The organism is Janthinobacterium sp. GL_088 (genome assembly GCF_057837845.1).
The window spans coordinates 3,483,689-3,509,414 of sequence record NZ_CM174453.1; the positions used below are offsets into that span (position 1 = coordinate 3,483,689).

Here is a 25,726-nt window from a genome sequence, read left to right on the forward strand (position 1 = left end):
GTCGCTCCCCCCGGATCTAGAATTTCAGCAGCGCGGCCGTCATGACCCCGCCGTACAGCACGAACAGGCTGCCCAGGCAGGCGCCAAAGCCGTAGCGGGCGCGGCGGCGGCGCACCTGCTGCAGCGCCGTCCAGTTCATCGATACCGTGCCCAGCACGTTCAAGCCCGTGGCGTCGCGCAGTTCGGCGGGGCTGAGGAAGGTGGGGCGTACCTGGCTGATGAGCAAGGCCGTGGCGACGCCGGCCACCAGGGCCGCGCCCAGCGCCGCACTGAACAGCAGCGGGCGGTTCGGGCCGACAGGCGCATATTGCACCGTGGGCGGATCGATGATCTTGAAGGCCATCATTTCGGTAGTGGAACTGAGCTCGCCCGACAGCTTGGCCGCTTCGCGCCGGCCGATCAGCTTTTCATAGTTTTCCTTGTTGATGACGTAGTCGCGGTTGAGCTGCGCAAGTTGCGATTCCACCTCGGGCACGGCATTGCTTTGCGCCAGCAGGCGATCGTTGCGCGCGCTGTATTCCTGCACGCGGGCCTTGATGGCGGCCACCTTGGCGTCCGCGTCCGTCAGCGCCACCTTCAGTTGCTGCAACATGGGGCTGTAGTTCTTGCCCGGGTCGCCGGAGGCCGCTTTCAGCTTGCTTTCCTCGATCTTGCGTTCTTCCAGCTGGGCCACCAGGCGCTTCGAGGCGATAATGTCGGGATGCAATTCCGTAAATTGCATGCGCAGGCTGTCGAGGTTCTTGTTGATCGAGGCGATGCGCTCGTCGAGTTCGGGATTCGTGATGGCCGCCGCGTTCGGCTCCAGGTCGAGCACGGGCTCGTCGCCCTCGATCTGGCTCTGGATGGCCTTGCGCGATTGTTCCGCCTCGACCAGTTCCAGCTTGGCATTGTTCAGGCTATCGGACGACATCAGCAGCTGGCTGCCATAGTCGATGCCCTGGCGCGGCAGCAGCAGGTTGTTGCGGATCTTGAATTCCTTCACCAGGTTTTCCGCCGCGCTCAGCTTGTCCTCGTAATTCCTGATCTGCTCGTCGATGAATTGCACGGCCTTTTGCGAATCGCCCTTTTTACCCTGGAAACTGCCTTCGACAAAGATGGTGAGCAGGCTTTGCACGACGTCGCGCACCAGCTTCGGGTCGCGCCCGCTGTAGCTGATGGTATAGATGTCATACGCGTTGGTGCCCGTGATCTTGATCCGGCTCATCAAGTCGTCCAGCTGGGCCTCGTGTTCGCGCGCGGTCTTCGAATCGAGGTCGAGGTCGACCATGCGCATGACGCGCTCCACGTTCGGGCGGCTGAGCAGGGTGCGGCTCATGATGGCCACTTGCTGTTCCGTGTTCGGCACGCTGGTCATGCCGGCCATCAGCGGCTTGAGGATGGTTTGCGTATCGACAAACACGCGCGCCGAGGTCTGGAAGTCGTCGGGCAGGGTAATCACCCGGATGAAGCCGGCGATGGCCACCAGCCACGCCACCAGCACCGCATGCCAGCGGTACTTCCAGATGCCTTTCAGGCTGGAAAGCAGTTGCTGTATCAATTGCTCCATGTCGCTTCCTTCGGATGACGGTGCTGCACGGTAGATGGCTTGGCGGCGCGGACAACGACGGCATCTTGCAAGAAATGCTTGCCTGTTGAGTAAGCAAAGTATAGGGCGGCTGTGAGGCAAGATTTCCCAAGATGATTGCTTCTTGATACGCCTCAAGGTTCTCTTGCCAAGTTTTAATAATCATAGGAAGTTCGCGGCCCAGGCTGGTTCTGCGGGGCCGGCCATGGATGCGCCATCGACTCGAAGAGGCTCCGCATGAATCCGTTTCGCCGTGCATTTGTCCGCAACACGCTGGGCCTGGCCATTGCCGCCGGCCTGCTGGGCGCCTGCCGCACGACCCATCCGCTGGCCCCTTCCGACGACAGCGCGCCCATGCACGACTACCTGATCGGACCGGGCGACTCCGTCAACATCATCGTCTGGCGCAATCCGGAAGTGTCGCTGACGGTGGCCGTGCGGCCCGATGGCAAGATCACCACGCCGCTGGTCGAGGATTTGCCCGCCAGCGGCAAGACGTCGACCCAGCTGGCGCGTGACATCGAGCAAGCCCTGGGCAAGTTCATCCAGCAGCCTGTGGTGACGGTCATCGTCACCAATTTCTCGGGCCCGTATGGCGAGCAGATCCGCGTCATCGGCGAGGCGGCCAAGCCGCAGGCGCTGCCGTACCGCCTGGGCATGTCGCTGATGGATGTGCTCATCGCCGTGGGCGGCATCACCGATTTCGCGGCAGGCAACAAGGCCAGCATCATCCGCATGCGCGAAGGCAACCAGCAGCAGCTGCGCGTGCGGCTCGACGATTTATTGAAAGACGGCGATATTTCCGCGAATGTCATGATGCGGCCGGGCGACGTGTTATTGATACCGGAAAGTTTTTTTTAATAGCGGCCTCGGCAATATCAAAACAGCATTTTTATTTGACATTTTGTACTTGCAGGCAAATTTCAGCATGCAATTTTGCTACTGAATAGCACATTTCTTCTGTTTTTTTTGCCTGGCGTGGGAACTTCTCCAGTTTTTTTCTTGTCACAAGGCATTGGCTTCAGTCCGTCTCGACGGCGGCCGATGAACGTGAGGACAAGATGAGCTTTGAAGATGAACCCATTATTTCCTTCGACACGCCCGGTACTTTCAGCGACCTGGTGGTGGGCGAGGGGCAGATCGACCCGGCCATGGAGCACGAGCTCGACCTGCAGCGCTTTCATATCCGCATGGCCAATTCGCGCGGCCGGCGCGAGGCGGCCAGTTTGCTGATCCGCAAGATGTACGGCTGGCGTGGCTATGCCGTCGATCCTGGCATCGCGCATGCCCTGAACAAGATCACGCTGTTTGCGGAAACGGCCGGCAGCACCGTCGGCACCATGACCCTGTGCCTCGACAATGACGAGACAGGCTTGCCCGCCGATGAAAACTTCCGCGACAAGCTCGACATCCTGCGCGAGCAGGGCCGCCGCCTGTGCGAACCGTCGCGCCTGGCCATCGACAAGGGCGTGAGCAAGCGCGTATTTGCGGCGCTGATTCATATCTCTTATATCTATGCCCACAATATTCACGGCTTTACGGATTACGTGATCGAAGTCAACCCGCGCCACGTGGTGTTTTACAAGCGCATGCTGGGATTCCAGGACTTCGGCGGCGAGCGCGAGTGCACGCGCGTGGGGGCGCCGGCTGTGCTGCTACGGCTGGACCTCGATTACATGGGGGCCCAGATCCGCAAATACGGTGGCCTGATGGAACAGCATGGGGGTGAACGGTCGTTTTACCCCTTTTTTTTTCCGACATGGGATGAGCCTGGCATTACGGATCGGCTGAGGCAGGGGCGCAACTGATGACTCATGGGTTTTTCAGCAGGAGCGCCTGCATGTAGCTGCCCGGAATTGCGTAAGTGATGCCGCTCGGTGCGCTGAGGGCCGCTTCCTTCAGGCCCTTGATGTACACCATGTTGACGATGCCGTAGACGAGACCGGTCTCGGGATCGAACAGGGGGCTGCCGCTGCTGCCCGGATACGCCGTCGCGTCCAGCTGGAACACGGTGTACGGCGCCTTTTGCAGCTGCGCCAGGCGCCGTACGTCGAGGCGCTGCGCATTTTCGCTGGGCATGACCACCGGCGTCAGCGATGACACGGTGGCGCGGTGCGTCACGTGGTGCAGCCCCAGCAAGGTACCCAGCGGAAACCCCGTAAACGCCATGGCCTGGCCTTCGCGCACCGTGGCCGCGTCGCCCAGCGCCAGGGCGGGCAGGGGCGCGCCCGCCAGTCGCAGCAAGGCCAGGTCGTGTTCCGTGTCCAGCGCCTGGACCTTGGCGGGGCGAAATTGCGCCACCTCGCCCTGGCCCGTGAGTATGCCGATGACTTCGTTCGGATTGGCGTCGAGCAGTTTCTGGATCACGTGGGCGCAAGTGAGCACGCTTAAGCCGTCGCCCGTCACGAAACCCGTGCCGATGAAATTCATCGGCGGCGTGCGCGTCTTTTGCAGGTTGCCCACGCCGACGATGGACGGTTTCACGCGCGCAATGGTGTGCGCCAGTGGCGCATCGGCGCGGCACGGCGCGCTGGCGAACAGCAAGGCAAGGCAGGACAGCAAGGCGGAGAGCAAGGCTTTCATGGCGGCGTACTTTCAACGGGAGGAGGTGGCACGGGCTGCACCAGCGCGCACAGCAGCATCAGATAGCACAGCAGGGCGAGGCGCGGCACGTCAAGCAGGCTGTCGAACAGGCCGACGACGAGAAAACCAAGCAGCGCGGCGGCGCAAGCCAGCGCGCCCGGATCGCCCCGCGCGGCGCGGCGCAGCAGGCGCAGGCCGGCCAGGGTCAGCAGGGCCAGCAGGGACAGGGCGCCGCACCAGCCCGTTTCCACCAGCACATGCAGCGCCAGGTTCTTGATATGCCACGGCAAGTGATGGTGGTCGCTGCTGAAAAACCAGTAATTATTGGCCTGGGTAAAGCGTCCGTTGGCGATCAGCTCCTCGCCACCGGGCGCGCGCAAGCTGACATTGTCCACTTCGAGCACGGACGAGGTGGCCGTGCCGCTGGCCGCCAGTTCCAGCTGCACGGGCGGCCTCAGCAGCCAGCGGCCCGCACCCAGCCAGGCGCTGTCGAACGGCACGTCATAGTGTTGCCAGGCCTCCACCGGATTACCCGGTGCCGGAGGACGCAGACGCAGGGGGACAGGCACGCAGCCTTGCGCATACAGCAATTGTCGCTGGCACAGGCGCACCAGCAGCACGGGCATGGGTCCCGTCCTGCGCACGTCGAGCGACAGGGTGTAGCGCGTGGCCGGCTGCACGGGCACGCGTTGCAGCAGCCGCAGCAGTTCGCCATAGCCGGCGCCATAGCCGGGACTGGCCAGGCGCACATAGCGGTTTCCCAGGTTGCCGCCTTCTTCGGCATAGGCGATGCTGGCCGGCACCTCGCGCTGGGGATTGTGCCAGTAATAGGTGGCGGGAAAGCTGCCGCTGCCCATGCCGAACAGGCGGTCGCCCCAGTCGGACGGCTGCATGGCCAGCGCTTGCCGCCAGTGGCGCAAGCGGCCTTGCATGTCGAAGGCCGTGGTGGAGAAACGTTCTGTGGCGTAATAGCTGGCCGAGACGGGTATGGCCAGCAGCAGGATGCCGGCTGCACCCGCGAGGCTGAGGCTGGCCCGGTCCAGCCGCCACAGCGGGGGGTGCAAACGTCCGTTGCAGAGCATCAGCATGGCCAGCAGCACGACCAGGCCGGCGGGCAGCAGGACCGGCGGTCCGGCCCAGTGCCAGCCTATCCAGGCGAGGTTGCATGCCAGCATGGTCCACGCCATCATCGCCAGGCCCAGCCTGGCTGGACCTTTGCCGCCGGTGCCGCTGGGCCACAATGCGCCCGCCAGCAGCGCGGCCGCCAGCAAAAACAGGAAATACGGGCCTTTCAGCCAGCCGGCCGTTTGCTGGCCTGTCCCTTCCGGCCACCAGGCGGCCAGCAAGCCCTGCAGGCACAGCGCGCACAGCAGGCTGGCCGGCGCCAGGCGCCATGGCAAGGGCCGCGCCGCCAGCACGAAGCTGGCCGCGAGCAGGACGACGGCGGCGATCAGGCCCCGGTAGCCTGCCAGGTTGAACATATATAGGAGCAGGGCGGTACCGAGGCCGGCCAGCAACAGCTTGAGTAAAGGTTTGCGCCAGGACGGCTGGCCGGGCGATTGCCGCGCCGCACCGGGCGCCGTCCGCAGGGCCTGCCAGAATACCGGCAGCATGGCCGCCGCCAAGGCCGCGTACAGGCCCCGTGAAAAGGTGGTGAACGCCGCGTGCAGGGCCAGGCCCAGCAGCAGCAAGGCCAGGGCCGCCTGCCAGCGGCCGCGCGCGTGCGCCAGCCACAGGCCGGCGAAAGGCAAACTCAGGGCCAGGTAACCGTCCAGCGCGGCGCCGCCCGTGTGCATGGCGGAAAATGGCGCCGTGATGCGGTAATCGCTGGACAGGTTCAGCAGGCCGGGAAACACGGCCCGTTCCCACAGGGCGAACAGCGACACCATGGCCAGCCCGGCCAGCATGCCCGGCAACGCGTAGCGGCGCAAGGAGGAAGGGTCCGCGTCGCGCAGCAGCAGCGGCAGCAGCAGCATGCTCCAGGCCCAGGCTTTACCGAGCCGCAAGCTGTTGTAGGGGCTCAGATAATTGTCCCAGGCATTCAGGTCGAGGGGCGCAAGCGGCAGGACGCCGCGCAGCAGCGCCGCCAGCCAGGCCAGGCTGCACAGCAGCAAACAGGCGCGGGCAGCGGGCGACAGCCGCGCCGCTGCCGGCTGGCCTGACCCGCCCAGGCGCCAGTAACCGCAGGCCAGCGTCAGCAACAGCAGCACGTCGATTTCTTCGAGGAAAAACCAGCCCGTCCACGGCGCCAGGTCCAGCACGGGCAGCAGGGCGGGCACGCAGAACAGCCAGCTGGCGGGACGCCAGCACAGCAGCAGGAAATACGCGGGCAGCAGGATGGCAAACAGCAGGCCGGGCCAGCCGTGGCCCAGCGGATAATGGCGCAAGGCCGCCACGCAGGCCGCGCCCGCCAGCAGGGCCAGCGGCCGCGCCGCCACGCCGGGCATGGCCGCGTGCACAGCCATGGCCTACAACTGGGTCAGCAAGGCCTGCGCTGCGGCCCGCTGGGGAAAGTCCTTGTTGGCGGCCAGCAGTTGTTCCAGTTGCTTGCGCGCGCCGCCCTTGTCGCCCGATTTCGCTAGGGCCGCACCCAGGTGGTACTGCACTTCGAGCGCTGCCGGCGCCAGGCCCGCCGCCTTGCGCAGCAGGGCCGTGGCGCGCTTGACATCGCTTTGCTCCAGCACGATCCAGCCCAGGGTGTCGAGCACGGCGGGATTATCGGGCGCCAGCTTCAGCGCCTGCTCGGCCGTGGCCTGCGCGCGCGGATCCTTTTCCTGCTGATACGCCCAAGCCAGGTCGTTCAAGGCCACCACGTTGCCCGCATCCCTGGCGACGACATACTGAAAATGCTCGATGGCGGCGCGGTATTGCTTCGCTGCCAGCCGGGTGCCCGCCAGATAGGTGCGCGTCGACAAGTCTTCCGGATGCGCTTTCAGCCAGGTGACCATGCGCGCCTCGGCTTCGCGCTCCTGTCCCGACGCCTGCAAGGCGCGATACAGCTGCACCTGCAAGGGGCCGATGGGGCTGATGCCGAAGGCGTGCTGGTACAGCTTGACGGCTTGCTGCGGCAGCTTTTGCTCCATCAGCACGTCGCCCTCGAGCTTGTAGCCGGCCGCCAGCTTCGGCTGCTGTTCCTGCACTTGCCGCGCCACGGCAAGTGCCTCGCGCTGGCGATTCAGGGTCAGCAGCATCGCCACTTCCACCACGCGCGCTTCCAGCAGGGCCGGGTCAAGCGCTTGCGCCCGCTTGACGGCTTGCAGCGCATTATGCTGGTCGCCCAGCGCCAGGTGCAGGCTGGCGATGCGCATCTGCAAGGGCGCGGACGTCGTCTGTATGCTGGCCAGCTTGTTGTAGCTGTCGAGCGCGGCCGGTGCCTGTCCGGCGCTGTACTCCACTTGCGCGCGCAGGGCCAGCGCATCGGCGTCGCCCGGATGGCCCGCCTGCAAGGTGCGCGCCAGTTCCAGCGCCTTCTCGGGCGCGCCCGTCTTCAGGTAAAAGTTACTCAGCAGCAGGGCCGGCGCGACGCTGTCGGGATTGTCGCGGTGGGCGCGTTCGAGCCAGCGCCGCGCCTCGTCCGTCTTGCCCTCTGACGCGGCCAGCTTGGCCAGCGCCGCGCACAGGTCGGCATTTTTCGGCGCCTTCGCCAGCGCTTTTTCGAAGCGCTGTTTCGCCTGCACCGGCTTTTTCTCGACCAGGTCGATCTGCGCCAGGTTGTTCAGGGCGGGCAAATACACAGGGTCCATGCTCAGGGCCTGCTCGAAGCTGGCGCGCGCAGCCGGCACATCGCGCAAGGCCAGGTAGACGCCGCCTTTCAGATTCAGCAGCAAGGGATTCGTGCCTTTCTGCTGTTGCTCCATCACCTTGACGCTGGCCAGGGCCTTGTCGTTCTGTTTGTTGCGCAGCAAGGTCATCACCAGCATGGTGCCCGCTTGCGGCGTGCTCTTGTCGAGCATGCTGGCGCGTTCCAGTTCATTGATGGCGCGGCTGTTCTCGCCCATGCCCAGGCGGCTGATGCCCAGCGCCGCGTGCAGCCTGGCCGTGTCCGGCGCCAGGGTGATGGCCTGTTCGAAATACGCCGTTGCCTTGTCGTACTGGCGCGCGCGCAAGTGGGCTTCGCCGGCCAGCGACAGCAATTCCACGTCTTCGGGAAAGGCGGCCAGCATCGGTTGCAGCAAGCCGATCGCCGCGTCGGTCTTGTTGCGCATCAATTCGATCGACGCCATCATCTTGACGGCATATAAATGCCGGGGATACACGGCCAGGAAGCGCCGCAGGTAGTTTTCCGCCTGCGGGGGCGAGCCGAGCGCCAGTTGCACGGCGCCGGCCAGCAGGATGGACGGCATGTGATCGGGCGCCGCCTTGAGCACCAGCTGCAAGCCTTGCAAGGCCGCTTTGTGCTTGCCCTGGCGAAAATCGAGCAGCGCCTGGGCTTGCAGCAAACCCAGGCTGTTGGGCGCCGACTTGCGCGCCGTGGCCAGCTGGGCGGCCGCTTCCAGGTAGCGGTTTTCCACGATGTCGAGGTTGGCCAGGTCGATGTGCGCCTGGGTATTGTCCGGTTTGATTTTGAGGATCTGCATGTAGGCGAGCCGTGCCGCGCCATTCCTGCCTTGCAGGCGCAGCAGGTCGCCCTGCAGGCGCAAGGCGTCGAGGTTGGCGGGCGCGCTTTTCAACGCTTGCGCCAGGAGCAGCTCGGCCGCGGTCACCTGCTGCTGCAGCGCCGCCAGGCGTGCCAGGCCCAGCAAGGCTTCGACCTGGTCGGGATGGGCTTCGAGCAGGCGCGAGAACAGGGCGCGCGCCTCGTCCTGGCGGCCCAGGGCCAGCAAGGCGTCGCCGCGCAGGGCCAGCACGCTGGCGGGCTGCGCCGCATCGTCCGCGATCTCGGCCAGCACCTTGTCGAACTGGCCCAGCATCAGCCAGGCCTTGCCCAGCAATGGCAGCACTTGCTGCGAGGCCAGGCCCAGCGACTTGGCCTTGCGCAATTCTTTCTCGGCCGACAGCGCTTCGCCCGTGTCGATGTAGATGCTGCCCAGCAGCAGGCGCGCAGCCGCGTTGTCCGGCTCCTTTTGCAGCAGGTTCTTCAACTGGATGATGGCGGCCCGCGCTTCGCCTTTCTGGCGGTATTGCTGCGCATCGGCCAGCAGGGTCTCGCTGCTCTGCGTGCCGTGGCACGCCGTCAGCAGGGGCAGCAGCAGGGTGCAGCACAGCGCGGCGGCCGGCAAGCCAGGGAAAGGGCGGGACAGGGAACGGGCCATGGAAGTCTCCGGTAGCGGCGTGCATGAGGGATAGGCATGGCCTAGCTTAAAAAGATGGCCGCCGGTCTCCTTGATTGCGCTCAACAAGCCGCCGATTGTCAGCGCGCCTGCTGGCTGTCGCCCCGTGTTTCTTGTTCCCGCTCAAGAATGGCCAAACCGGCAACCGTAGAATTTCCCGGACGGCGCTGCTCGGGCCGCAACCCTTCGGAGCACAGGCATATGGACAGCAAAGTCGATAGCAAGGTAGATGGCAAGGCGGGCGTGGTGGCGGTGGTGGGACTCGGTTATGTGGGCTTGCAGCTGGCCGTGGCGTTCGGCATGCGCCAGCGCACGATCGGCTTTGACTTGTCGGCCCGCAAGGTGGAAAGCTACCGGCGCCACATCGACCCGACAGGCGAAGTCAGCCATGAACAGTTGCTGGCGGCGCAAGGGCTGAGCGTCGGTTGCGATCCGGCCGAGCTGCAACTGGCCGATTTTATCGTCGTGGCCGTGCCCACACCCGTCGACAGCGCGCACAATCCCGATTTCTCCGCCCTGGCCGGCGCCAGCGCGGCCGTCGGCCGCCACATGCGGCGCGGCGCCATCGTCATCTACGAGTCCACCGTGTATCCGGGCGCCACCGAAGAAATCTGCATCCCCCTCCTGGAACAGCATTCGGGCCTGCGCTGGAAGGAAGACTTTCATGTGGGCTTTTCACCCGAGCGCATCAACCCCGGCGACCGGGACCATACGCTTCAAAGCATCCGCAAGGTGGTCTCGGGCGACGATGCTGCCACCCTGGACAAGGTGGCAGCGCTGTACGAAGGCGTGGTCGAGGCCGGCGTGCACCGGGCGTCGAGCATCAAGGTGGCCGAGGCGGCCAAGGTGATCGAAAACACGCAGCGTGACTTGAATATCGCGCTGATGAACGAACTGGCCATCATCTTCGACCGCATCGGCATCGACACGCTGGAAGTGCTGCAGGCGGCGGGCACGAAATGGAATTTCCTGCCGTTCCGCCCCGGACTGGTGGGCGGCCACTGCATCGGCGTCGACCCCTATTATCTGACGCACAAGGCGGAAATGCTTGGTTACCACCCGCACGTGATCCTGGCCGGACGCCGCATCAACGACGGCATGGCCAAGTTCGTGGCGGAAAAAACCATCAAGGAAATGGTGCGCGCTGGTTTCAAGCTCAAGGGGGCACACGTCAACGTACTGGGCCTGACCTTCAAGGAAAATTGCCCGGATCTGCGCAACTCGAAAGTGGTCGACATGATCCACGAACTGCAATCGTATGGCGTGCAGGTGCATGTGCACGATCCCGTCGCCGATGGCCGCGAAGCGCTGGAAGAATACGGTCTATCGCTGGAAAGCTGGGAACAGCTGCCGCGCGCCGAGGCTATCATCAGCGCCGTCTCGCACCAGGCCCTGCTGGCCCGCCCGCTGGCCGATTTCCAGGCCAAGGTGCAGGAAAACGGCTGCTTCATCGACATCAAATCGCATTTCGCCCCCCGTCCGCTGGAGGATGGCGGCTTGCACGTGTGGCGGCTGTGATGGCGGCCGATGCCTTCGATCGGGCGGCAAACACGGCGCAAGGCGCCGCCGCGGGCAGCCCGGCCCCCAGCGCCTACGCGCAAGCCTGCGCGCAACTGGCGCAAACGCCGCGGCGCTGGCTGGTGACGGGCGTGGCTGGCTTCATCGGTTCGCACCTGCTGGAAACCTTGCTGAAGCTGGGACAGGAAGTGCGTGGCCTCGATAATTTTCTGACGGGCCACCGGCACAACCTGGAACTGGTGCGCGCCAGCGTGGGCGAACAGGCGTGGCGGCGCTTCACCTTCATCGAAGGCGATATCCGCGACCCGCTAGCGTGCGCGTGGGCGTGCGGCGCACCGGTACAGGCCGCCAGCAACATTGACGGCGGCGAGGCCGGCAGTGAGACAGACGGTGAGGCAGGCAGTGAGACAGACGGTGAGAAAGATGGTGATGCAACTGCGGCTGATGGTAGCAGCGGCCCCAGCGGCAGCTTGGCCGGGCGCGGTCGTGCCGGTCCGGGCGGCCCCGCCGTCGATTATGTGCTGCACCAGGCGGCGCTCGGGTCCGTCTCGCGTTCGCTGGAAGACCCGCTGCTGTGCCACGCCGTCAATGTCAGCGGCTTCCACAACATGCTGGCCGCCGCGCGCGACGCGGGCGTGCAGCGCTTCGTGTACGCGGCCTCCAGCGCCACATATGGCGACCATCCGGCCTTGCCAAAAGTGGAACAGCACATCGGCGCGCCCTTGTCGCCGTATGCCCTAAGCAAGTATGTCAATGAACTGTATGCGCAAGTGTACGCGCGCTGCTACGCCGTGCAGACGGTGGGGTTGCGCTATTTCAATGTCTTCGGTCCGCGCCAGGACCCGCTGGGCGCCTATGCGGCCGTCATTTCCCGCTGGATCGCCGCCATGCTGGACAATCAGGCCGTGCACATCCATGGCGATGGCGTCACCAGCCGCGACTTTTGCTTCGTGCACAATGCCGTGCAAGCCAATATCTTGGCCGCCACGTGTGCCGATCCGGCAGCCGTGAACCAGGTCTACAACGTGGCCGTCAACGCCCGCACCAGCCTGACGCAGCTGCACGCCACCATGCAGCAGATGCTGCTTGCCACCCGCCCGCAGCACGTGCCGCAGCCTCCGCAATATGGCGAGTTTCGCGCCGGCGACGTGCGCCACTCGCAGGCCGACATCGCCAAGGCGGCCCGCTTGCTCGGTTATGCCCCCACGCACGACCTGGCGCAAGGCTTGCGACAGACCATCGCCTGGTATGTGGCGCAGGCGGGCCGGGCTTGAGGGCCGGGCCGGCGAGAGGCACGTGCCAGCCGGTCAGTTGGCCAGCCGTGAGGCAGATGCCGGCCGGCCAGTTGGCCAGTGTGAGAAACAGGCAGCCCAGGCCGAGGTACACGCTGGCCGGACACGCTGGCCGTGCGTGAGCGTTCAGTGTTGCACGGGCGGCGCTGTCGGCGTTGCTGACGTTGTTGATGACGCTGCCGGCGCGGGCGGTTCCGGTATGCCCTCGCTCTTGCTGCGCAGAACCCGCGGCGTGCCCCGAAAATCGGCCGTATGCAGCGTGACGGGACGGCGCCAGATGCGGGCGATATACGCCAGCACCTGTTCCGCCCGTTCCAGGTCGAGGCCGCGCCCATCGCGCTGGTGATCGTGGCGCAGCACCAGGCTGCCGTCGTCGTTGAGCAGGGTGACGGCGATGCACGGCGCGCCATAGTTGTATTTGGGCGCCAGGATGGCTTCGCGGATGGCTTGCAAGTCGCGGCTGGCCAGGCGCGTTTCGCCATCGCGGCGGCTTTCATGCACGAACAGGCCCAGGCGGTCGGCCAGTTCCCCGTCCAGATAGTTGCGTACAAAACTGCAGTCATCGTCGTCGCGGCAAATCTGGCGCGCCCGCGCCAGTCCTTCGCGCTCGATGATGTGTTCCCACATGCAAAAGCCCAGGTGATAGGGATTGACGGCCAGCGCCTGCTGGTGCTCGCCCGCATAGGGGCGCACCACGTCCGAATGCGACTTGATGGCGGCCAGGTACAGGGCCGGCGGCAGGAAGTCGGCTTCGCGCAGCAGCCGCGCATGCCAGTATGAGGCCCAGCCTTCGTTCATGATCTGGCAGGCGTACACGGGGTAGAAGTAAAACGACTCTTCGCGCACGGCGAGGAAAATGTCGCGTTCCCAGTCGGCCAGCTCCGGCCCATGCTGTGCAAGGAACCACAGCAAATCGTATTCGGGCTGCGGCGGCAGGAGCGGGCGCTGTGTCACGCGCGCCCGCGCCGCCGCGTGCGCCGCCAGCGCGGCCGCTTCGCCGGGCAAGCGCCGGTAGCGTTGTGCAAAAGGATCGTCCACGGCGGTCCTTTCCTGCTTGCTGGCCAGGCTCGCCGGCGCGGATGGTACGGATGGTACGGATGGTACGGAGTATGGCGGGCGGTGCAGCTCGGCGTGGATATCCACGTGCTGCTCCAACGCCAGTGCCGCGTCGAGCACGGCTTCCACCTGCTCCTGTCCGTGGCGTTGCAGCGCCATTTCCAGACGTTGCGCCCGCGCCGCGCTCTGTTCCAGGATGCGCTGGCCCGCCATGGCGCCGAAACGCAGGAACAGCGCATTGCGGCTGGCAAAGTCGGCGTGGCCCAGCACGTGCGCTGTGACGAGGGTGTTTTCGGCAACGGAATTGTGTTCGGCCATGTAGGCATGGCAAGGATCGCCGGGAAACATGACTTCGAACATATGCGAGTTGCCCATCTTTTGATGCACGAGCTGGTGGATATAGCGCACGCCGAACGACCAGTGGCGCATGCGCACTGGCAAGCCATAGATGGCGATCTCGGCCATGAAACTGTCCGGCACCAGTTCGAACTCGACGGGGGCGAACTCCAGCCCCAGTTCCCGCGCCAGCGCTTCGATGCGGGCCGCGTAACCGTCCAGGCCGGCTGTGTCAGCCAGCGTCATGGGACTTCTTCCGTATCGGCCGCCTCGTGCCGGAAAAAGGTGCGGATGGCTTCCCACACGTCGTCAGTCCTGCTGAGGATGCTGCTGTGCAAGGGCAAGCCGCGCCGTTCCAGCTCGGCGAACAAGCTGTGCATTTCCGTTTCCAGGCTGCGCGGCACGCCGGGGATGGTTTCCACATAGCCCATATAGTTGAGCAAGGCGGCCAGTTCGCCCAGGGCCTGGCTGGCAGCTCCCCGGTCTTCGCTGAAATTCTCGCCATCGGAGGCATAAAACAGGTAGGCGTTGTAGCGGCCCGGCGCGTAGTGTTGCTGCAGCAGTTCGCGGCTCAGGCGAAAGGCGGTGGAAGCCATGGTGCCGCCCATGCCATTGACCAGGAAGAACTCGGCTTCGGAAAATTCCCAGGCCCGTGTCGTATGGGCGATAAAGCGCGTTTCCACGCGCGCATACCTGCGGCGCAAGCCTTGCAAGGCAAAGAAAAAGAAGGATTTGGCCAGCCTGCGCTCGGCCTGCGCCATGCTGGCCGACACGTCCAGCACGAAAAACACGACGGCGTTCGTGCTGGGCCGGGGCTGTGGCAGCACCTGGCGGTAACGCAAGTCATCATTGGTGAAGGGCACGGGCTGCGCTTGCAAGGCGCGTCGCTTGATCGCTTCCTTGACCGTGCGCCGCCGGTCCAGCCGGGAACGGGCGCCATGCCGGTCCAGGCCGCTACGCACGAGCCGCACGTCGTCGATGGCGCCCAGGTGGCGGGGTTTGAGGTGCGGCAATTCGAAGGCGTCCCACAGCCAGTCGAGTATGTCGTCGATGGGAAACTCGAGCAGCAGACGCACGGCCCCCTCGCCATCGCCGCCTTCGCCTTGCGTTCCTGCCCCGCCCGTGGCGGCGGGCCGGGCCGGGCGCAGGATATCGCCAGGCTGGCCGTCTCCCTGGCCCGCGCCCACGCTGTTGCGCGCGGGCGCCAGGCGGAAATGCGCATGTTCGAGCAGGCGCATGGGCACTTGCACCGTGCGCTGCTGCGGCCCGCCGATCAGGTCAGGCGTGGCGACCAGGTCGGGCAAGTGCGCCTGCACGGCTTCGCGCACTTTCTGGTTGTGGCGCAGCCAGTCGCGCGCGCCGCGCGAGAACAGCGCGTACCACGGCCGGGCCAGGGCTGGCGCGGCGGAAGCGGGCGAGGTCGCGACGGCCATGGCTATTCCTGCGCCAGCAAGGTGGTCACGTAATTGAGCGCTTCACGCGCGCTGTGGGCGTCATAGCCATATTCGTCGACCAGGCGCTGCTCGACGGCGGAGATTCTCGCCCGCACGTCGTCGTCGGGGCGCTTGGCCGAGCCGACGAGGCGCAGCACGTCGCGCCGCTGCTCGAACAGATATTGCTGGATGGCGTCGTGCAGTTGCGCATGGCTGCCCAGGCCAAACGCCTCGCCCCGTTTGAAGGCGCTCATGGCCTTGCGTACCACTTCTTGCCGGAACGATTGCTTGCCCGAGTCGCTGATGTGGATTTTTTCTTCCACGGCGCGCAGGAAGCGCTCATCGGGACGGCGTTCTTCGCTGGTGATGGGATCGCGGATCTGACGGTTGTCGAGCATGGCTTCGACTTCATCGAGGTATTTGTTCAGCAAGTCTTGAGCTTCTTGCTCGAACGACACGAACAGGGCCTTGTGCACGTCGGCCTTGACCCAGCGGTTATAGAAATCCTTGCGCGTGAGCACCAGGTAATCGACCCACTTGCGCTTGCGCCGCGGTTCGATGCGCGCATCGTTCTCGATGCCGTCCTTCAGGGCCAGCAGCACGTCCATGGTGGACAGGCTGTTGCGCTGTGCGGAAATGATGGCGTGCGACAGGGCATTGATGACGAAACGGGGCGACACGCCCGACAGGCCCTCGTCGGGCGATTTGTCGCGCTCGCGCATGCGGCGGATGTCGGCCGGCTGCAAGTCGTCCACATCTTCGTTGGCGTAGATGCGCAGTTTCTTGACCAGGTCGGCTTCCTTGTCGTCGCCCTCTGGCAAGCGGCTGAGGATGGCAAACACGGCCGCCGCATGCAGCACGTGGGGATCGAGGTGCACGTCGCGGAAGGCGGGGGCGGCAGCCAGGATCAACTTGCGGTAAATGCGCGCCTCCTCGCGGTAGTTGAGCGTATAGGGCACTTGCACGATGACCATGCGGTCGAGCAAGGCCTCGTTTTCGCTTTCTTGCAGAAATTTGCGAAATTCGGCCAGATTCGTGTGGGCGAGGATGGTTTCATCGAGGTAAATCAGGGGGAAACGCGACACCTTGACATTCTTTTCCTGTGTCAGGGTGAGGAGTAAATAGAGGAATTCCCGCTTCACCTTGAGGATTTCGATCATTTCCAGCATGCCGCGGCTGGCCGCATACACGGCGCCGGACCACGACCAGGCGCGCGGATCGCCCTCGTCGCCGTATTGCGCCACTTTCGACAGGTCGACGGAGCCGACCAGGTCGGCCAGGTCGGCCGTGGTGGGATCGTGCGGCGCATACGTGCCGATGCCGCAACGGCCCGCTTCCGACAGGTGGATGCGCTCGACGGGCATGCGCAGGAAGTCGCCACCGTACTGTTCTTCCAGGCGGGCGCGGCAATGGGGGCACAGTTCGCCCTGCAGCTCGGCGTCATAGCTGGCGCGAAAGTCGGCGCGCATGCTGTGCGGCACCAGATGCAGCGGCGATTCGTGCACGGGACAGCCGGCGATGCCGTACAGCGCGCCTTCGCTGCTATGGCTGTATTCTTCCAGCCCTCGCTTGAGCAGGATCACCATGGTCGACTTGCCGCCCGATGGCGGGCCCAGCAACAGCAACATGCGCCGGCCCACTTCCGAGCCGGCGGCGGCAGCCTTGAAGTAGGCGGCGACCCGGTCGATCGCCTCGTCGATGCCGAACAGCTCGTCGTCGAACAGGTGGCAGCGGAAGCGCCCGTTGTCATCCGTCTGGCCATTCCAGCGCATCATGTCCCACAGGTACTGGTGCGCGCTGCGCGTCAGCAGGGCGGCGCGGCCGGGCAGGATTTGCTCGATGAAGTCGGCAAAACTGCCGCGCCAGGGGCTGATGCGGTGCTTTGCCGCCCAGGCCGCCATGCCGTGCACAAAATCCGCATGCTGGCCTGCCTGCTCGCCCGCGGGCGCGTCGTCGTGGCGTGTCATATCAGGGCTCGTCATTGTTTCCCCATCCATACCGTTGCTGCCGTGGAGCAGGCCCAGTGCCAGCCTGTCGGCCAAGTATACGGCGGCGCCTCTGCCCGCACGCCTGATCTCGCTCAACCTTGGCGAGGGAACTATTTTTGCACTCGTTGCCGCCATGGGGGCCGGGTCGCCATGCGTGGGCGCGGTTCAATCCAGATCAATACCGGCCCGCGCGGCCCGTCCACACTGGTGGCTTGCGGCGACCCACGAGGAGAACATGATGATAGGCAACGAGAATGGTTTCAGCGCCCCGCCCGGTAGCAGCGGCAGGGGGCAAAGCGCGGACGATGAAGAGGCCGTCGGCCAATTTTCCGTCCCGGGCGAAGACGACAATATGATCGAGAGCGCGTCCGTCGCGGAGGTGCCCGACGCCCTGAGCGGCGTCAGTATGGAATTGCTGGAAATCAAGCGCAGCATCGAAGACGGCATGCGGCAAAGCATTTCCCAGGCGGGCGGCGTGCGCGCGGCCGACGCCTTCAGCGACGGCGGCAATATCCAGGGTGTGTCCATCGGCCTGGGCGAGGGCGCCAGCGACAGCTCGTCCGGCGAGCCAGGCTTGCCGGCCCTGACCCTGTACGTGGCCGAGCCCACTTCCGTCGACCGCGCCAAGGCCGCCATCGTGGGAGCCATGGGCGTGCGCGCCGTGGCCAGCGACAGCGTGCCCGTCAACATCGTCGTCACGGGCGTGATCGATGCGCAACCGCACCGTTTCCGCCTGCGTCCGGCGCCAGGCGGCGTGTCCGTCGGGCATTTCCGCATCACGGCCGGCACCATCGGCTGCCTGGCCGTGGGGCGCAGCGCGCCGCGCAACAGCCGCTTGATGATACTTAGCAATAACCACGTGCTGGCCAATTCCAATGGCGGCGTGTTCAACGACTGCATCGTGCAGCCTGGCCCCATCGACGGCGGCCGCTGCCCGCAAGACCAGGTGGCCGTGCTTGAGCGCTTCGTGCCCATCAATTTCAGCGGCGGCGTCAATTTTGTCGATTGCGCCACCGGCTGGGCCTGGCCAGACAGGGTGCGCCCCGAACTGGTCTACCTGAGTGGCGGCGTGCCCGCCTACTTCCGCATCAGCAATGCGCTGGTGGCGCCCGCGCTGGGCATGATGGTTGGCAAGTCCGGCCGCACGACGCAGTTGACGCAGGGCCGCATCACGGGCCTGGGCGCCACCATCAACGTCAATTACGGCGGCGGCAGGATCGCGCTGTTCCAGGACCAGATCGCCATCACGGGCGTGAGCGGGGCGTTCAGCGCGGGAGGCGACTCCGGCTCGTCCATCTGGACCTGGAACCAGCAGCGCAATCCCGTCGGTCTGCTGTTTGCGGGCGGTAATAACATCACCTTTGCCAACCAGATGCGGCGCGTGGTGGTGGCGCTCGACATCAATTTGTACACCTGAGCACGCTTTCAAGACCAGGCGAGGCGCCTTGCATAACACGGTTTTTTGCACGATGATGATCTTGGACAAGGGACGCCGCCACGCCTGGTTCGGGCTGGCGAAGCGTGCTGCAACGCCGGATGGGCGGGTGTATCATGGAAAGCATCAGGAGGGTCTGTCATGTCAAACAGTAAATTCGCACAATCGCCATATGCCGTCTTCGAGGACGCCGCCATGCCGTATTTGCCGGATGAGACCCCTGGACAGGGCATGGGACAGTACGCCCCTGCCGCGCCCCAGGGCCGCCTGGAAGCGGCAAAGCGCCGCAACGAGCGGGCGCTGATGGCCATCGATGGCGTGGAAGGCGTCAGCGTGGGGCAAACGACCGTGGGCAAGGAAGCGCTCGTCGTGTACCTGCGCGACTCGTCCGTCAAGCGGCGCGTGCCTTCGCAGGTCGAAGGTTATCCGGTGGAAACGAGCATCACGGGCCAGATCGATATTCAGCGCTGGTAGACAGCAAGCGGGCCTGGACACCTTGCCGCGGCGGAGCGTTGCGTTGCGATGGAAGACCTGTTGCCAGGCCTTCCATGCAATCCTGTAGCCTGCCTTATTTTCTCAGGCGGCCGATCGCTTCGGCCACGCCCGCGCCATAGGCGGGGTCGCACAGGGTGCAGTTGCCGATGTGGCGTTGCTTGACTTGCTCCGACGCGCCCGAGATGGCGCGCGCCGTGTTGTCGAACAAGGCTTGCTGCTGCGCCGGGGTCATCAGTTGGAACAGGGCGCGCGGCTGCGAATAGTAATCTTCGTCGACGCGGTGGTTCCAGTGATCGGCCGCACCCTCGATGCTGAGCGGCGGCTCGCGGAAATCGGGCTGTTCGGCCCATTCCTGCTCACTGTTCGGTTCATAGCCCAAGGTTCCGCCCTGGTTGCCGTCGACCCGCATCTGGCCGTCGCGGTGGTAGCTGTGGAACGGGCACTTCGGCGCATTGACGGGAATATGGCTGTGGTTGACGCCGAGGCGGTAGCGCTGCGCGTCGCCATACGAAAACAGCCGGCCTTGCAGCATCTTGTCTGGCGAAAAGCTGATGCCGGGCACCACGTTGGCCGGATTGAAGGCGGCCTGTTCCACTTCCGCGAAGTGGTTGTCGGCATTGCGGTTCAGTTCCAGCACGCCCACTTCGATCAGCGGGTAGTCGCCGTGCGGCCACACTTTCGACAGGTCGAACGGGTTCAGGTGATACGTGCCTGCCTCTTTTTCCGGCATGATCTGCACATACAGGGTCCAGCGGGGGAAATCCTTGTTTTCGATGCTTTCATACAAGTCGCGGTGCGAACTTTCGCGGTCCTTGCCGACCAGTTCCTCGGCTTCCTGGTCCGTTAGGTTTTGGATGCCTTGCTGGGTTTTAAAAGTGAACTTGACCCAGAAACGCTCGTTTTGCGCATTCAGGAAGCTGAAGGTATGGCTGCCGAAACCGTGCATGTGGCGGAAGCTGCGCGGCAAGCCCCGGTCGCTCATCACCACCGTTACCTGGTGCAGGGCTTCCGGCAGCGAGGTCCAGAAATCCCAGTTGCTGTTGGCGCTGCGCAAGCCCGTACGCGGGTCGCGCTTGATGGCGTGATTCAAATCAGGGAATTTCAAGGGGTCGCGCATGAAAAACACGGGCGTATTGTTGCCGACCAGGTCCCAGTTGCCTTCTTCCGTATAAAACTTCAAGGCGAAGCCGCGGATATCGCGTTCCGCGTCCGCCGCGCCCCGTTCGCCGGCCACCGTGGAAAAGCGCGCAAACATGGGAGTGGACTTGCCGACCGCACCAAATATCTTCGCCCGCGTGTAGCGCGTGATGTCGTGCGTGACGGTAAACGTGCCGTGCGCGCCGGAACCCTTGGCATGCATGCGGCGCTCGGGAATGACTTCGCGGTCGAAGTGGGCCAGTTTTTCCAGGAACCACACATCTTGCAGCAGGGCGGGGCCGCGTGGCCCGGCCGTCTGGATGTTCTGGTTATCGACAACAGGCGCGCCAAAGGCGGTGGTCAGCTTTTTCATTGGACTCTTTCTTTATAGGGGAGGTCAACGGACGAGCCAGGGCCTACCCAAACACTGGCTGGGTTGAGCGAGTACGACGTGCTCACCGAGGCTGGTCCAGAGTAATCAATTTCTAAAAAGCAAATTCAGTGTAATCGATTTCGGGGCCGTCAGCAGCCCCGCCGCCGCCTTGGAGGCAGCGCGTCCATCATAGCCTCTGGGAAAGAACTAGCTCAACACGATTGCCCTGTGCCAGATTCCTGATGCCTGCAAGTGGCGCGCTGTCTTGTTTCAATGAATGGATCAGGCCGCTTGAGTCAGATCCAGCGCCGGGTAATCCGTGTAGCCGCGAGCCGTGCCGCCAAAGAAGGTGGCGCGGTCCGCTTCGTTGAACGGCGCATTCGTCGTTAACCGCTCGACGAAATCGGGATTGGCCAGCACAGCCTGGCCATAAGATTCCATGTCGGCCAGGCCTGCCGCGATGTCCTCGCCCATCTGTTCGCGCGGGCGTCCAGGCCGGTTCACCATCAGCGGCTGGCGCCACAACTGGCGTATATCGGCCAGCAAGGGTTCATTGCCTTGATGCATGACGTGCAGGTAAGCCAGGTTCAGCTTGTCGAGTTCCGCCACCAGGTAGCGGTACAGCGCCGGGCCATCCTCACCTTCGTCGATGCCCCACATGGTGGTGCCGGGCGACAGGCGGATCGCCGTCCGGTCGGCGCCGATCTCGTCGGCAATGGCGACGGCAACTTCGATGGCGAAGCGGGCGCGGTTTTGAATCGAACCGCCATACGCATCGCTGCGCACATTCGCGCTGGAGGCGAAGAATTGCTGGACCAGATAGGCATTCGCGCCATGGATTTCCACGCCATCGGCGCCGGCCTCGATGGCGTGCCGGGCGGCAGTACGGAAATCCTGTACGGTTTGCCGCACTTCGTCCGTGCTCAGCGCGCGTGGCACGGGTATGGCTTGCATGCCCGTGGCCGTAAACATGTCGGTGCCCGGCGCGATGGCCGATGGCGCCACCGGCTGGCGATGGTGGGGCGTATTGTCCGGATGCGCCATGCGGCCCGCATGCATGAGCTGCATGAACAGGCGGCCGCCGCGCGCATGCACTGCCGCCGTGACTGTTTGCCAGCCGGCCACATGCGCCTGCGTATGGATGCCGGGCGTGTTCAGGTAGCCCTGGCCATCGGCGGATGGCTGCGTGCCTTCCGTAACGATCAGGCCGATACTGGCGCGTTGCGCATAGTAGTCGGCGGCAAGCAGACCGGGCGTGCCGTCGCTGTCGGCGCGCGAACGGGTCATCGGCGCCATGGCCAGGCGGTTCGGCACGCTATGGCGGCCAACATGAATGGGGGTCAACAGGGGCAACATGGTTATCCTCAAAAGGTGAAGGTTCAAGATGGGAACATCATCGCCTGCTTTTCGTTTGAGATAAATATGGTAAATTGAGAATCATTGGTGCAAAAATGGAGCAATCAAGACGATGGAGTTGCTGAACGATATGGCCCTGTTCGTGGAAGTGGTCAAGGCGAAAGGTTTTCGTGGCGCGGCGCAGGCGATCGGCATGTCGAATTCGACCTTGTCGCGCCGCATCAGCGCGCTGGAAAAGGCCATCGGCCTGCGCCTGCTGCACCGCACGACGCGCAAGGTGGAATTGACGGAAGCGGGCCAGCAGTATTTCGAGCGCTGCAAGCGCATCGTCGATGAGGCGAGGTTTGCCCATGAGGAATTGGGCGGCATGCTGGCGCAACCGACAGGCGTCCTGCGCGTGTCGTTTCCCGTGGATTTTGCCGTGACTTACCTGGCGCCGCTGATCGCCGAATTTGCCGCGCGCTATCCGGGCTTGAGCTTTGATTTCGACTTCACGCCACGGCGGGTGGACCTGGTCAGCGAACCGTTCGACGTGGCCATCCGCATCGGGCCATCGGCCGATTCGCAATTGATCGCGCGCCAGTTGGCCTTGCTGCCCACCAATCTATACGCGTCACCGGGCTATCTGGCGCGCGCGGGCGAACCGCATGAGCCAACGGACTTGCAGCGGCATGAATGCCTGAGCATGATCAAGGCGGGCAGCTGGAGCTTGCAAGGTGGGGAGCAGGGCGGCGGGCAAGGCGTCACGGTGCCCGTGGGAGGCCGCTTCGCGCTCAACAGCGTGGGCATGAGCCGGCGCCTGGCCGCGCTGGACATGGGCATCATCCTGATGCCCGAACAAATCGTTGCCGACGAGCTGGCGAGCGGCCAGCTGCGCCGCATCCTGCCGCTATGGCAGGGCATGCCTGCCTCCGTGTATGCCATGACGGAAACGCGCTTGCTGCCGGCCAAGACCCAGCGCTTCATCGAATTCCTGCGCGAGCGGCTGGCCTGAAACACAGCCCCGAGCGGCTGGCGCGTCAGAAACGGTTCCAGTTATTGTGCCGGTGCTCCGTCGCTTCCTTCATCAGGTGGCCGGCGCGCAGGGCGTCGTCGGCTTGCACCGTCATGGCCAGTTCCTGGAGGGCGGGCGGGTATTCGTGGTGGGCCGCTTCTTCCAGCAATGCACGGCCCTTGGCCGGGTCGCGCGGCACGCCGCGGCCTTCGCGGTAGGCGTTGTACAGCAGGAACATGGCGTGTGGATTACCCAGTTCGCTCGACTTGTCCAGCCAGTGCGCGGCGATCACGGGATCTTGTGGCACGCCTTCGCCATTCGCCGCCAGCAAGCCCAGCATCAGGGCCGCCTTCGCATGGCCTTGCTGCGCCGCCTGACGGTACCATAGCCAGGCCTGGGCCGGCGTGGCGGCGCGCAGCATTTGTCCCAGCTCGAACGCGGCTTCCGTGTCACCGGCGCGGGCCGCCTGTTCAAACAGGCTCAAGGCCTCGGCGCGGCGTTCGGGACCGGGTTGGTAAATCAGCGCCAGTTCGCGCTCGGCAACGGGCATGTCCTTGCCGGCCCAGCTGCGCACCTTGCGCTCGGCCTGGTGGTCGCCCGCCTGGCGCGCATGCATGGCGACGGCTTCGATTTCCGCCGCCGTGGGCGGTGGCGACGCCTGGCAGGCGGCCAGAACCGTGGCCAGCACGACGGCAGGGAGGGAGAGCGCGTGTTTCATCTTGTTCACCTTTCATCAAAACAGGCCGGCACATCGTTCGTGCCGGCCCATGGACCTTATTTGCTCAGGTCGATGCGGTACTTGGCAAATCCGCTGGCGTCGAGGCCGCCTTCGGACGCCACGTTGGCGATGCCGCTCGCTTGCGCCAGCGCCAGGTGGCCCGGTGCCGAGCGCAGGATCACGGGGCCGGCCGTGGCCGTCTTGACGAAGCTCCAGCTGCGCGCGCTGCCATTCGCCGCCAGGGTCACCTTGCCGCCCTTGGTGCTCAGCGACGCCAGGTAATTGCTGACCACGGCCTGGTTCGCATCGGGCGACTTGATGATGGTCTTGCTGCCATCGATGCCCGGCACGGCGCCGCCGCCGCCGGCACGGTAGTCGTTGGTGGCGACGATGAAGTCATCGCCATCGGCCACGGGTGCGCCCTTGTACGTGAGGTTGACGATGCGGTTGCCCAGCTTTTTCGTCACGTCGATCTGGTACGTCAGCGCATTGTTTTCCGCATAAAACACGTCATAGTTATAAATCGTGCCATACGACGGCACCAGGTCTTGCTCGGCGCTGCTGGCCGGGTCAATCTGGTTGAATTGCTTGGCCGACGTTTCCAGCCAAGCTTTCAAGTCCGAACCCTTGATTTTCACGGCTTGCAGGTTGTTATTGCTATATAAATACAGGTCGCCCGGATTGCGCACTTGCAAGCCGACCGGTGCGGCAGGCGTCGCGCCGGAGGCCACGTCCGTGAAGTCCGATGGCCCGTTGCGGCCCGCCTTGAACGGCGCGCTGCAGGAAATGACGGGGATGTTCTTGTAGCTGGACAAGGTCGCATCCGTGCTGGTGGCGATGAAATTTTTCACGTAGTCAAGCTGCGCCTGGTTGACCAGCTGGATGGCGCTGACGTCGCCCACCAGCGCAAAATAGGCAGACATCTCGAAATCCGTGCTGATGCCCAGTGGCTGCTTGGCGTAGGCGATGGTGGCTGCGTGCTCGGTGGCCACCAGTGGCGCGATGGCCGGGTCGGCTTTGACGAGGGTCTTGCCATCCGTGTACTTGAAGCCGCGCGATTCCACCGTCGTCTTGGCTGGCTGTACCACCCATTTACCGCCCTGGTACACCATCGTCAGCTTGATGATGCCCAGGCGGCGGCCCCAGCTTTGTGCCATGACGGTGGGCACCCCGTTCACGAAGCCGTTGACGGCGTCGATCTTTGCGCTGGCCGGGAAGGCGGCAAACGAAGCGTCCAGTGCGGCCGCGCCGTCTTCCTTGCCTTTCGGGAAGATCAAGTGCGAGTGGCCGATCATCAGCGCGTCGATGCCCGTGCTGGTCAGGTGATAGCTGCCGTTTTCCATCTTCGGGCTGTAGGCGCTCGTATCCAGGCCGCCATGCGACAGGGCCACGACGAGGTCGGCACCCTTGCTGCGCAATTCCGGCACGTACTGTTTCGCCGCTTCCTGCACGCCCGTCACGCTGACCTTGCCGGCGAGCACTTTCTGGTCCCATTCGAGGATTTGCGGCGGCACAAAGCTCAGCACGCCCACATTGATTTTGACGGTCAGCTTGCTGCCATCGGGCGCCGTGGCGGCGAAATCGCGCGGGAGCACGGCGTAGGGCTGGAAGATGGGCTTGCCGCTGGCCACGCCGACGACATTGCTCAGCACGGAAGGGAAGACGGGCGCACCGCACGTGCCCGTCGGCTTGGCCACGCCGGGTATGCCGAAATCCGTGTTGGTGATCTGGCTCAAATAAGGCAAGCCGTAGTTGAACTCATGGTTGCCCATGCCGCCCGCGTCATATTTCAGCGCGTTCATGGCCTTGTGCACGGCCAACGTGCCGGAGCAGGGCACGGGCGCGGCTACGGCTTGCAAGTCGGCCAGCAAAGTGCCCTGGATGACGTCGCCATCGTCGAGCAGCACGGTGTTCGGATTTTCCGCGCGCGCCGCCTGGATCAGGGTCGACGTGCGTTCCAGGCCCAGACTCGTGTCTTCGGCCAGCGCGTAATAGTTGTAGCTGAGGACGTTCGAATGGATATCGGTGGTTTCCAGCAAGGCCACGGTGACCGTCGTGCCCTCGGGAATGGCCGGCGCCGCCGGAGTATTCGAACTGCCGTTGCAACCGACGAGACCTGCACTTGCCAGCGCCGCCAGCATGACCCAATTTGTTTTCATTACCGCCCTCGGAGAGATT

At 64.6% G+C, this 25,726-nt stretch carries 18 protein-coding genes; 7 read left to right on the forward strand and 11 right to left on the reverse strand.

What is annotated here, in order from left to right:
* Nucleotides 1–16 precede the first annotated feature (16 nt).
* A complete protein-coding gene (locus tag AC3IQ7_RS15690; protein ID WP_099376826.1) occupies nucleotides 17–1,546 on the reverse strand; it encodes an XrtA system polysaccharide chain length determinant in 1,530 nt (509 codons plus the stop codon).
* A gap of 255 nt (nucleotides 1,547–1,801) precedes the next feature.
* Between AC3IQ7_RS15690 and AC3IQ7_RS15695 the strand changes: the two genes are divergently transcribed.
* Entirely contained in the window at nucleotides 1,802–2,425 is a 624-nt protein-coding gene (locus tag AC3IQ7_RS15695) for an XrtA/PEP-CTERM system exopolysaccharide export protein (protein WP_099376825.1), read from the forward strand.
* Nucleotides 2,426–2,625: 200 nt separating this feature from the next.
* Nucleotides 2,626–3,372, forward strand: coding sequence for an N-acyl amino acid synthase FeeM domain-containing protein (locus AC3IQ7_RS15700; protein WP_099376824.1), 747 nt, complete (start codon nucleotides 2,626–2,628; stop codon nucleotides 3,370–3,372).
* 4 nt (nucleotides 3,373–3,376) lie between these two features.
* Here AC3IQ7_RS15700 and AC3IQ7_RS15705 read toward each other — a convergent pair whose 3' ends face one another.
* The 3 genes from AC3IQ7_RS15705 to prsT are packed head-to-tail and all read right to left on the reverse strand — an operon-like array spanning nucleotide 3,377 to nucleotide 9,399.
* Nucleotides 3,377–4,147: a S1 family peptidase gene (locus AC3IQ7_RS15705; protein WP_099376823.1), complete on the reverse strand. Its 771-nt coding sequence runs from the start codon at nucleotides 4,145–4,147 to the stop codon at nucleotides 3,377–3,379.
* Nucleotides 4,144–6,612 (reverse strand): hypothetical protein, encoded by a 2,469-nt coding sequence (locus AC3IQ7_RS15710; RefSeq protein ID WP_489206597.1) that lies wholly within the window; start codon nucleotides 6,610–6,612, stop codon nucleotides 4,144–4,146. The genes AC3IQ7_RS15705 and AC3IQ7_RS15710 overlap by 4 nt, the downstream gene beginning before the upstream one ends.
* 3 nt (nucleotides 6,613–6,615) lie before the next feature.
* Complete coding sequence (gene prsT / locus AC3IQ7_RS15715) at nucleotides 6,616–9,399, reverse strand: XrtA/PEP-CTERM system TPR-repeat protein PrsT (RefSeq protein WP_489206598.1); 2,784 nt, start codon at nucleotides 9,397–9,399, stop codon at nucleotides 6,616–6,618.
* 219 nt (nucleotides 9,400–9,618) lie between these two features.
* On the opposite strand from prsT, the gene AC3IQ7_RS15720 reads away from it, so the two are divergent.
* Complete coding sequence (locus AC3IQ7_RS15720) at nucleotides 9,619–10,935, forward strand: nucleotide sugar dehydrogenase (RefSeq protein WP_489206599.1); 1,317 nt, start codon at nucleotides 9,619–9,621, stop codon at nucleotides 10,933–10,935.
* A complete protein-coding gene (locus AC3IQ7_RS15725) occupies nucleotides 10,935–12,209 on the forward strand; it encodes an SDR family oxidoreductase (protein WP_489206600.1) in 1,275 nt (424 codons plus the stop codon). The genes AC3IQ7_RS15720 and AC3IQ7_RS15725 overlap by 1 nt, the downstream gene beginning before the upstream one ends.
* A 144-nt stretch (nucleotides 12,210–12,353) precedes the next feature.
* Here the strand turns inward: AC3IQ7_RS15725 and AC3IQ7_RS15730 are convergent, their stop codons facing one another.
* The 3 genes from AC3IQ7_RS15730 to AC3IQ7_RS15740 are packed head-to-tail and all read right to left on the reverse strand — an operon-like array spanning nucleotide 12,354 to nucleotide 17,019.
* Nucleotides 12,354–13,865, reverse strand: coding sequence for a SpoVR family protein (locus AC3IQ7_RS15730; RefSeq protein ID WP_489206601.1), 1,512 nt, complete (start codon nucleotides 13,863–13,865; stop codon nucleotides 12,354–12,356).
* A complete protein-coding gene (locus tag AC3IQ7_RS15735) occupies nucleotides 13,862–15,052 on the reverse strand; it encodes a DUF444 family protein (protein WP_489206602.1) in 1,191 nt (396 codons plus the stop codon). The genes AC3IQ7_RS15730 and AC3IQ7_RS15735 overlap by 4 nt, the downstream gene beginning before the upstream one ends.
* 2 nt (nucleotides 15,053–15,054) lie before the next feature.
* On the reverse strand, nucleotides 15,055–17,019 hold the full coding sequence (locus AC3IQ7_RS15740) for a serine protein kinase (RefSeq protein ID WP_322426958.1): 1,965 nt from the start codon (nucleotides 17,017–17,019) through the stop codon (nucleotides 15,055–15,057).
* 256 nt (nucleotides 17,020–17,275) lie between these two features.
* Here AC3IQ7_RS15740 and AC3IQ7_RS15745 point away from each other — a divergent pair, with 256 nt between their 5' ends.
* Both AC3IQ7_RS15745 and AC3IQ7_RS15750 read left to right on the forward strand, forming a co-directional pair.
* Nucleotides 17,276–18,457, forward strand: a complete 1,182-nt coding sequence (locus tag AC3IQ7_RS15745) for a chymotrypsin family serine protease (RefSeq protein ID WP_489206603.1) — start codon at nucleotides 17,276–17,278, stop codon at nucleotides 18,455–18,457.
* Between the two features lie 159 nt (nucleotides 18,458–18,616).
* On the forward strand, nucleotides 18,617–18,949 hold the full coding sequence (locus tag AC3IQ7_RS15750) for a hypothetical protein (RefSeq protein WP_489206604.1): 333 nt from the start codon (nucleotides 18,617–18,619) through the stop codon (nucleotides 18,947–18,949).
* Nucleotides 18,950–19,043: 94 nt separating this feature from the next.
* On the opposite strand, the gene AC3IQ7_RS15755 is transcribed toward AC3IQ7_RS15750, so the two are convergent.
* Nucleotides 19,044–20,480, reverse strand: a complete 1,437-nt coding sequence (locus AC3IQ7_RS15755) for a catalase (protein ID WP_489206605.1) — start codon at nucleotides 20,478–20,480, stop codon at nucleotides 19,044–19,046.
* 282 nt (nucleotides 20,481–20,762) lie between these two features.
* Nucleotides 20,763–21,836 carry an alkene reductase gene (locus AC3IQ7_RS15760; protein ID WP_489206606.1) on the reverse strand — a complete coding sequence of 358 codons (1,074 nt, stop codon included), beginning with the start codon at nucleotides 21,834–21,836 and terminating at the stop codon, nucleotides 20,763–20,765.
* A 112-nt stretch (nucleotides 21,837–21,948) separates the two neighbouring features.
* Here AC3IQ7_RS15760 and AC3IQ7_RS15765 point away from each other — a divergent pair, with 112 nt between their 5' ends.
* Nucleotides 21,949–22,830: a LysR family transcriptional regulator gene (locus AC3IQ7_RS15765; RefSeq protein ID WP_099376811.1), complete on the forward strand. Its 882-nt coding sequence runs from the start codon at nucleotides 21,949–21,951 to the stop codon at nucleotides 22,828–22,830.
* 25 nt (nucleotides 22,831–22,855) lie between these two features.
* On the opposite strand, the gene AC3IQ7_RS15770 is transcribed toward AC3IQ7_RS15765, so the two are convergent.
* The gene (locus AC3IQ7_RS15770; protein ID WP_489206607.1) at nucleotides 22,856–23,548 is read right to left on the reverse strand and encodes a tetratricopeptide repeat protein; all 693 of its coding nucleotides are present in this window, start codon (nucleotides 23,546–23,548) and stop codon (nucleotides 22,856–22,858) included.
* A gap of 56 nt (nucleotides 23,549–23,604) precedes the next feature.
* Complete coding sequence (locus tag AC3IQ7_RS15775) at nucleotides 23,605–25,707, reverse strand: bifunctional 2',3'-cyclic-nucleotide 2'-phosphodiesterase/3'-nucleotidase (RefSeq protein WP_489206608.1); 2,103 nt, start codon at nucleotides 25,705–25,707, stop codon at nucleotides 23,605–23,607.
* Nucleotides 25,708–25,726: the final 19 nt, after the last annotated feature.

Bases quoted from the DNA above. Each gene is read 5' to 3' on its own strand.
- AC3IQ7_RS15690 (WP_099376826.1), bottom strand. From the start codon at position 1,546: ATGGAGCAATTGATACAGCAACTGCTTTCCAGCCTGAAAGGCATCTGG.
- AC3IQ7_RS15695 (WP_099376825.1), top strand. From the start codon at position 1,802: ATGAATCCGTTTCGCCGTGCATTTGTCCGCAACACGCTGGGCCTGGCC.
- AC3IQ7_RS15700 (WP_099376824.1), top strand. From the start codon at position 2,626: ATGAGCTTTGAAGATGAACCCATTATTTCCTTCGACACGCCCGGTACT.
- AC3IQ7_RS15705 (WP_099376823.1), bottom strand. From the start codon at position 4,147: ATGAAAGCCTTGCTCTCCGCCTTGCTGTCCTGCCTTGCCTTGCTGTTC.
- AC3IQ7_RS15710 (WP_489206597.1), bottom strand. From the start codon at position 6,612: ATGGCTGTGCACGCGGCCATGCCCGGCGTGGCGGCGCGGCCGCTGGCC.
- prsT (WP_489206598.1), bottom strand. From the start codon at position 9,399: ATGGCCCGTTCCCTGTCCCGCCCTTTCCCTGGCTTGCCGGCCGCCGCG.
- AC3IQ7_RS15720 (WP_489206599.1), top strand. From the start codon at position 9,619: ATGGACAGCAAAGTCGATAGCAAGGTAGATGGCAAGGCGGGCGTGGTG.
- AC3IQ7_RS15725 (WP_489206600.1), top strand. From the start codon at position 10,935: ATGGCGGCCGATGCCTTCGATCGGGCGGCAAACACGGCGCAAGGCGCC.
- AC3IQ7_RS15730 (WP_489206601.1), bottom strand. From the start codon at position 13,865: ATGACGCTGGCTGACACAGCCGGCCTGGACGGTTACGCGGCCCGCATC.
- AC3IQ7_RS15735 (WP_489206602.1), bottom strand. From the start codon at position 15,052: ATGGCCGTCGCGACCTCGCCCGCTTCCGCCGCGCCAGCCCTGGCCCGG.
- AC3IQ7_RS15740 (WP_322426958.1), bottom strand. From the start codon at position 17,019: ATGACACGCCACGACGACGCGCCCGCGGGCGAGCAGGCAGGCCAGCAT.
- AC3IQ7_RS15745 (WP_489206603.1), top strand. From the start codon at position 17,276: ATGATGATAGGCAACGAGAATGGTTTCAGCGCCCCGCCCGGTAGCAGC.
- AC3IQ7_RS15750 (WP_489206604.1), top strand. From the start codon at position 18,617: ATGTCAAACAGTAAATTCGCACAATCGCCATATGCCGTCTTCGAGGAC.
- AC3IQ7_RS15755 (WP_489206605.1), bottom strand. From the start codon at position 20,480: ATGAAAAAGCTGACCACCGCCTTTGGCGCGCCTGTTGTCGATAACCAG.
- AC3IQ7_RS15760 (WP_489206606.1), bottom strand. From the start codon at position 21,836: ATGTTGCCCCTGTTGACCCCCATTCATGTTGGCCGCCATAGCGTGCCG.
- AC3IQ7_RS15765 (WP_099376811.1), top strand. From the start codon at position 21,949: ATGGAGTTGCTGAACGATATGGCCCTGTTCGTGGAAGTGGTCAAGGCG.
- AC3IQ7_RS15770 (WP_489206607.1), bottom strand. From the start codon at position 23,548: ATGAAACACGCGCTCTCCCTCCCTGCCGTCGTGCTGGCCACGGTTCTG.
- AC3IQ7_RS15775 (WP_489206608.1), bottom strand. From the start codon at position 25,707: ATGAAAACAAATTGGGTCATGCTGGCGGCGCTGGCAAGTGCAGGTCTC.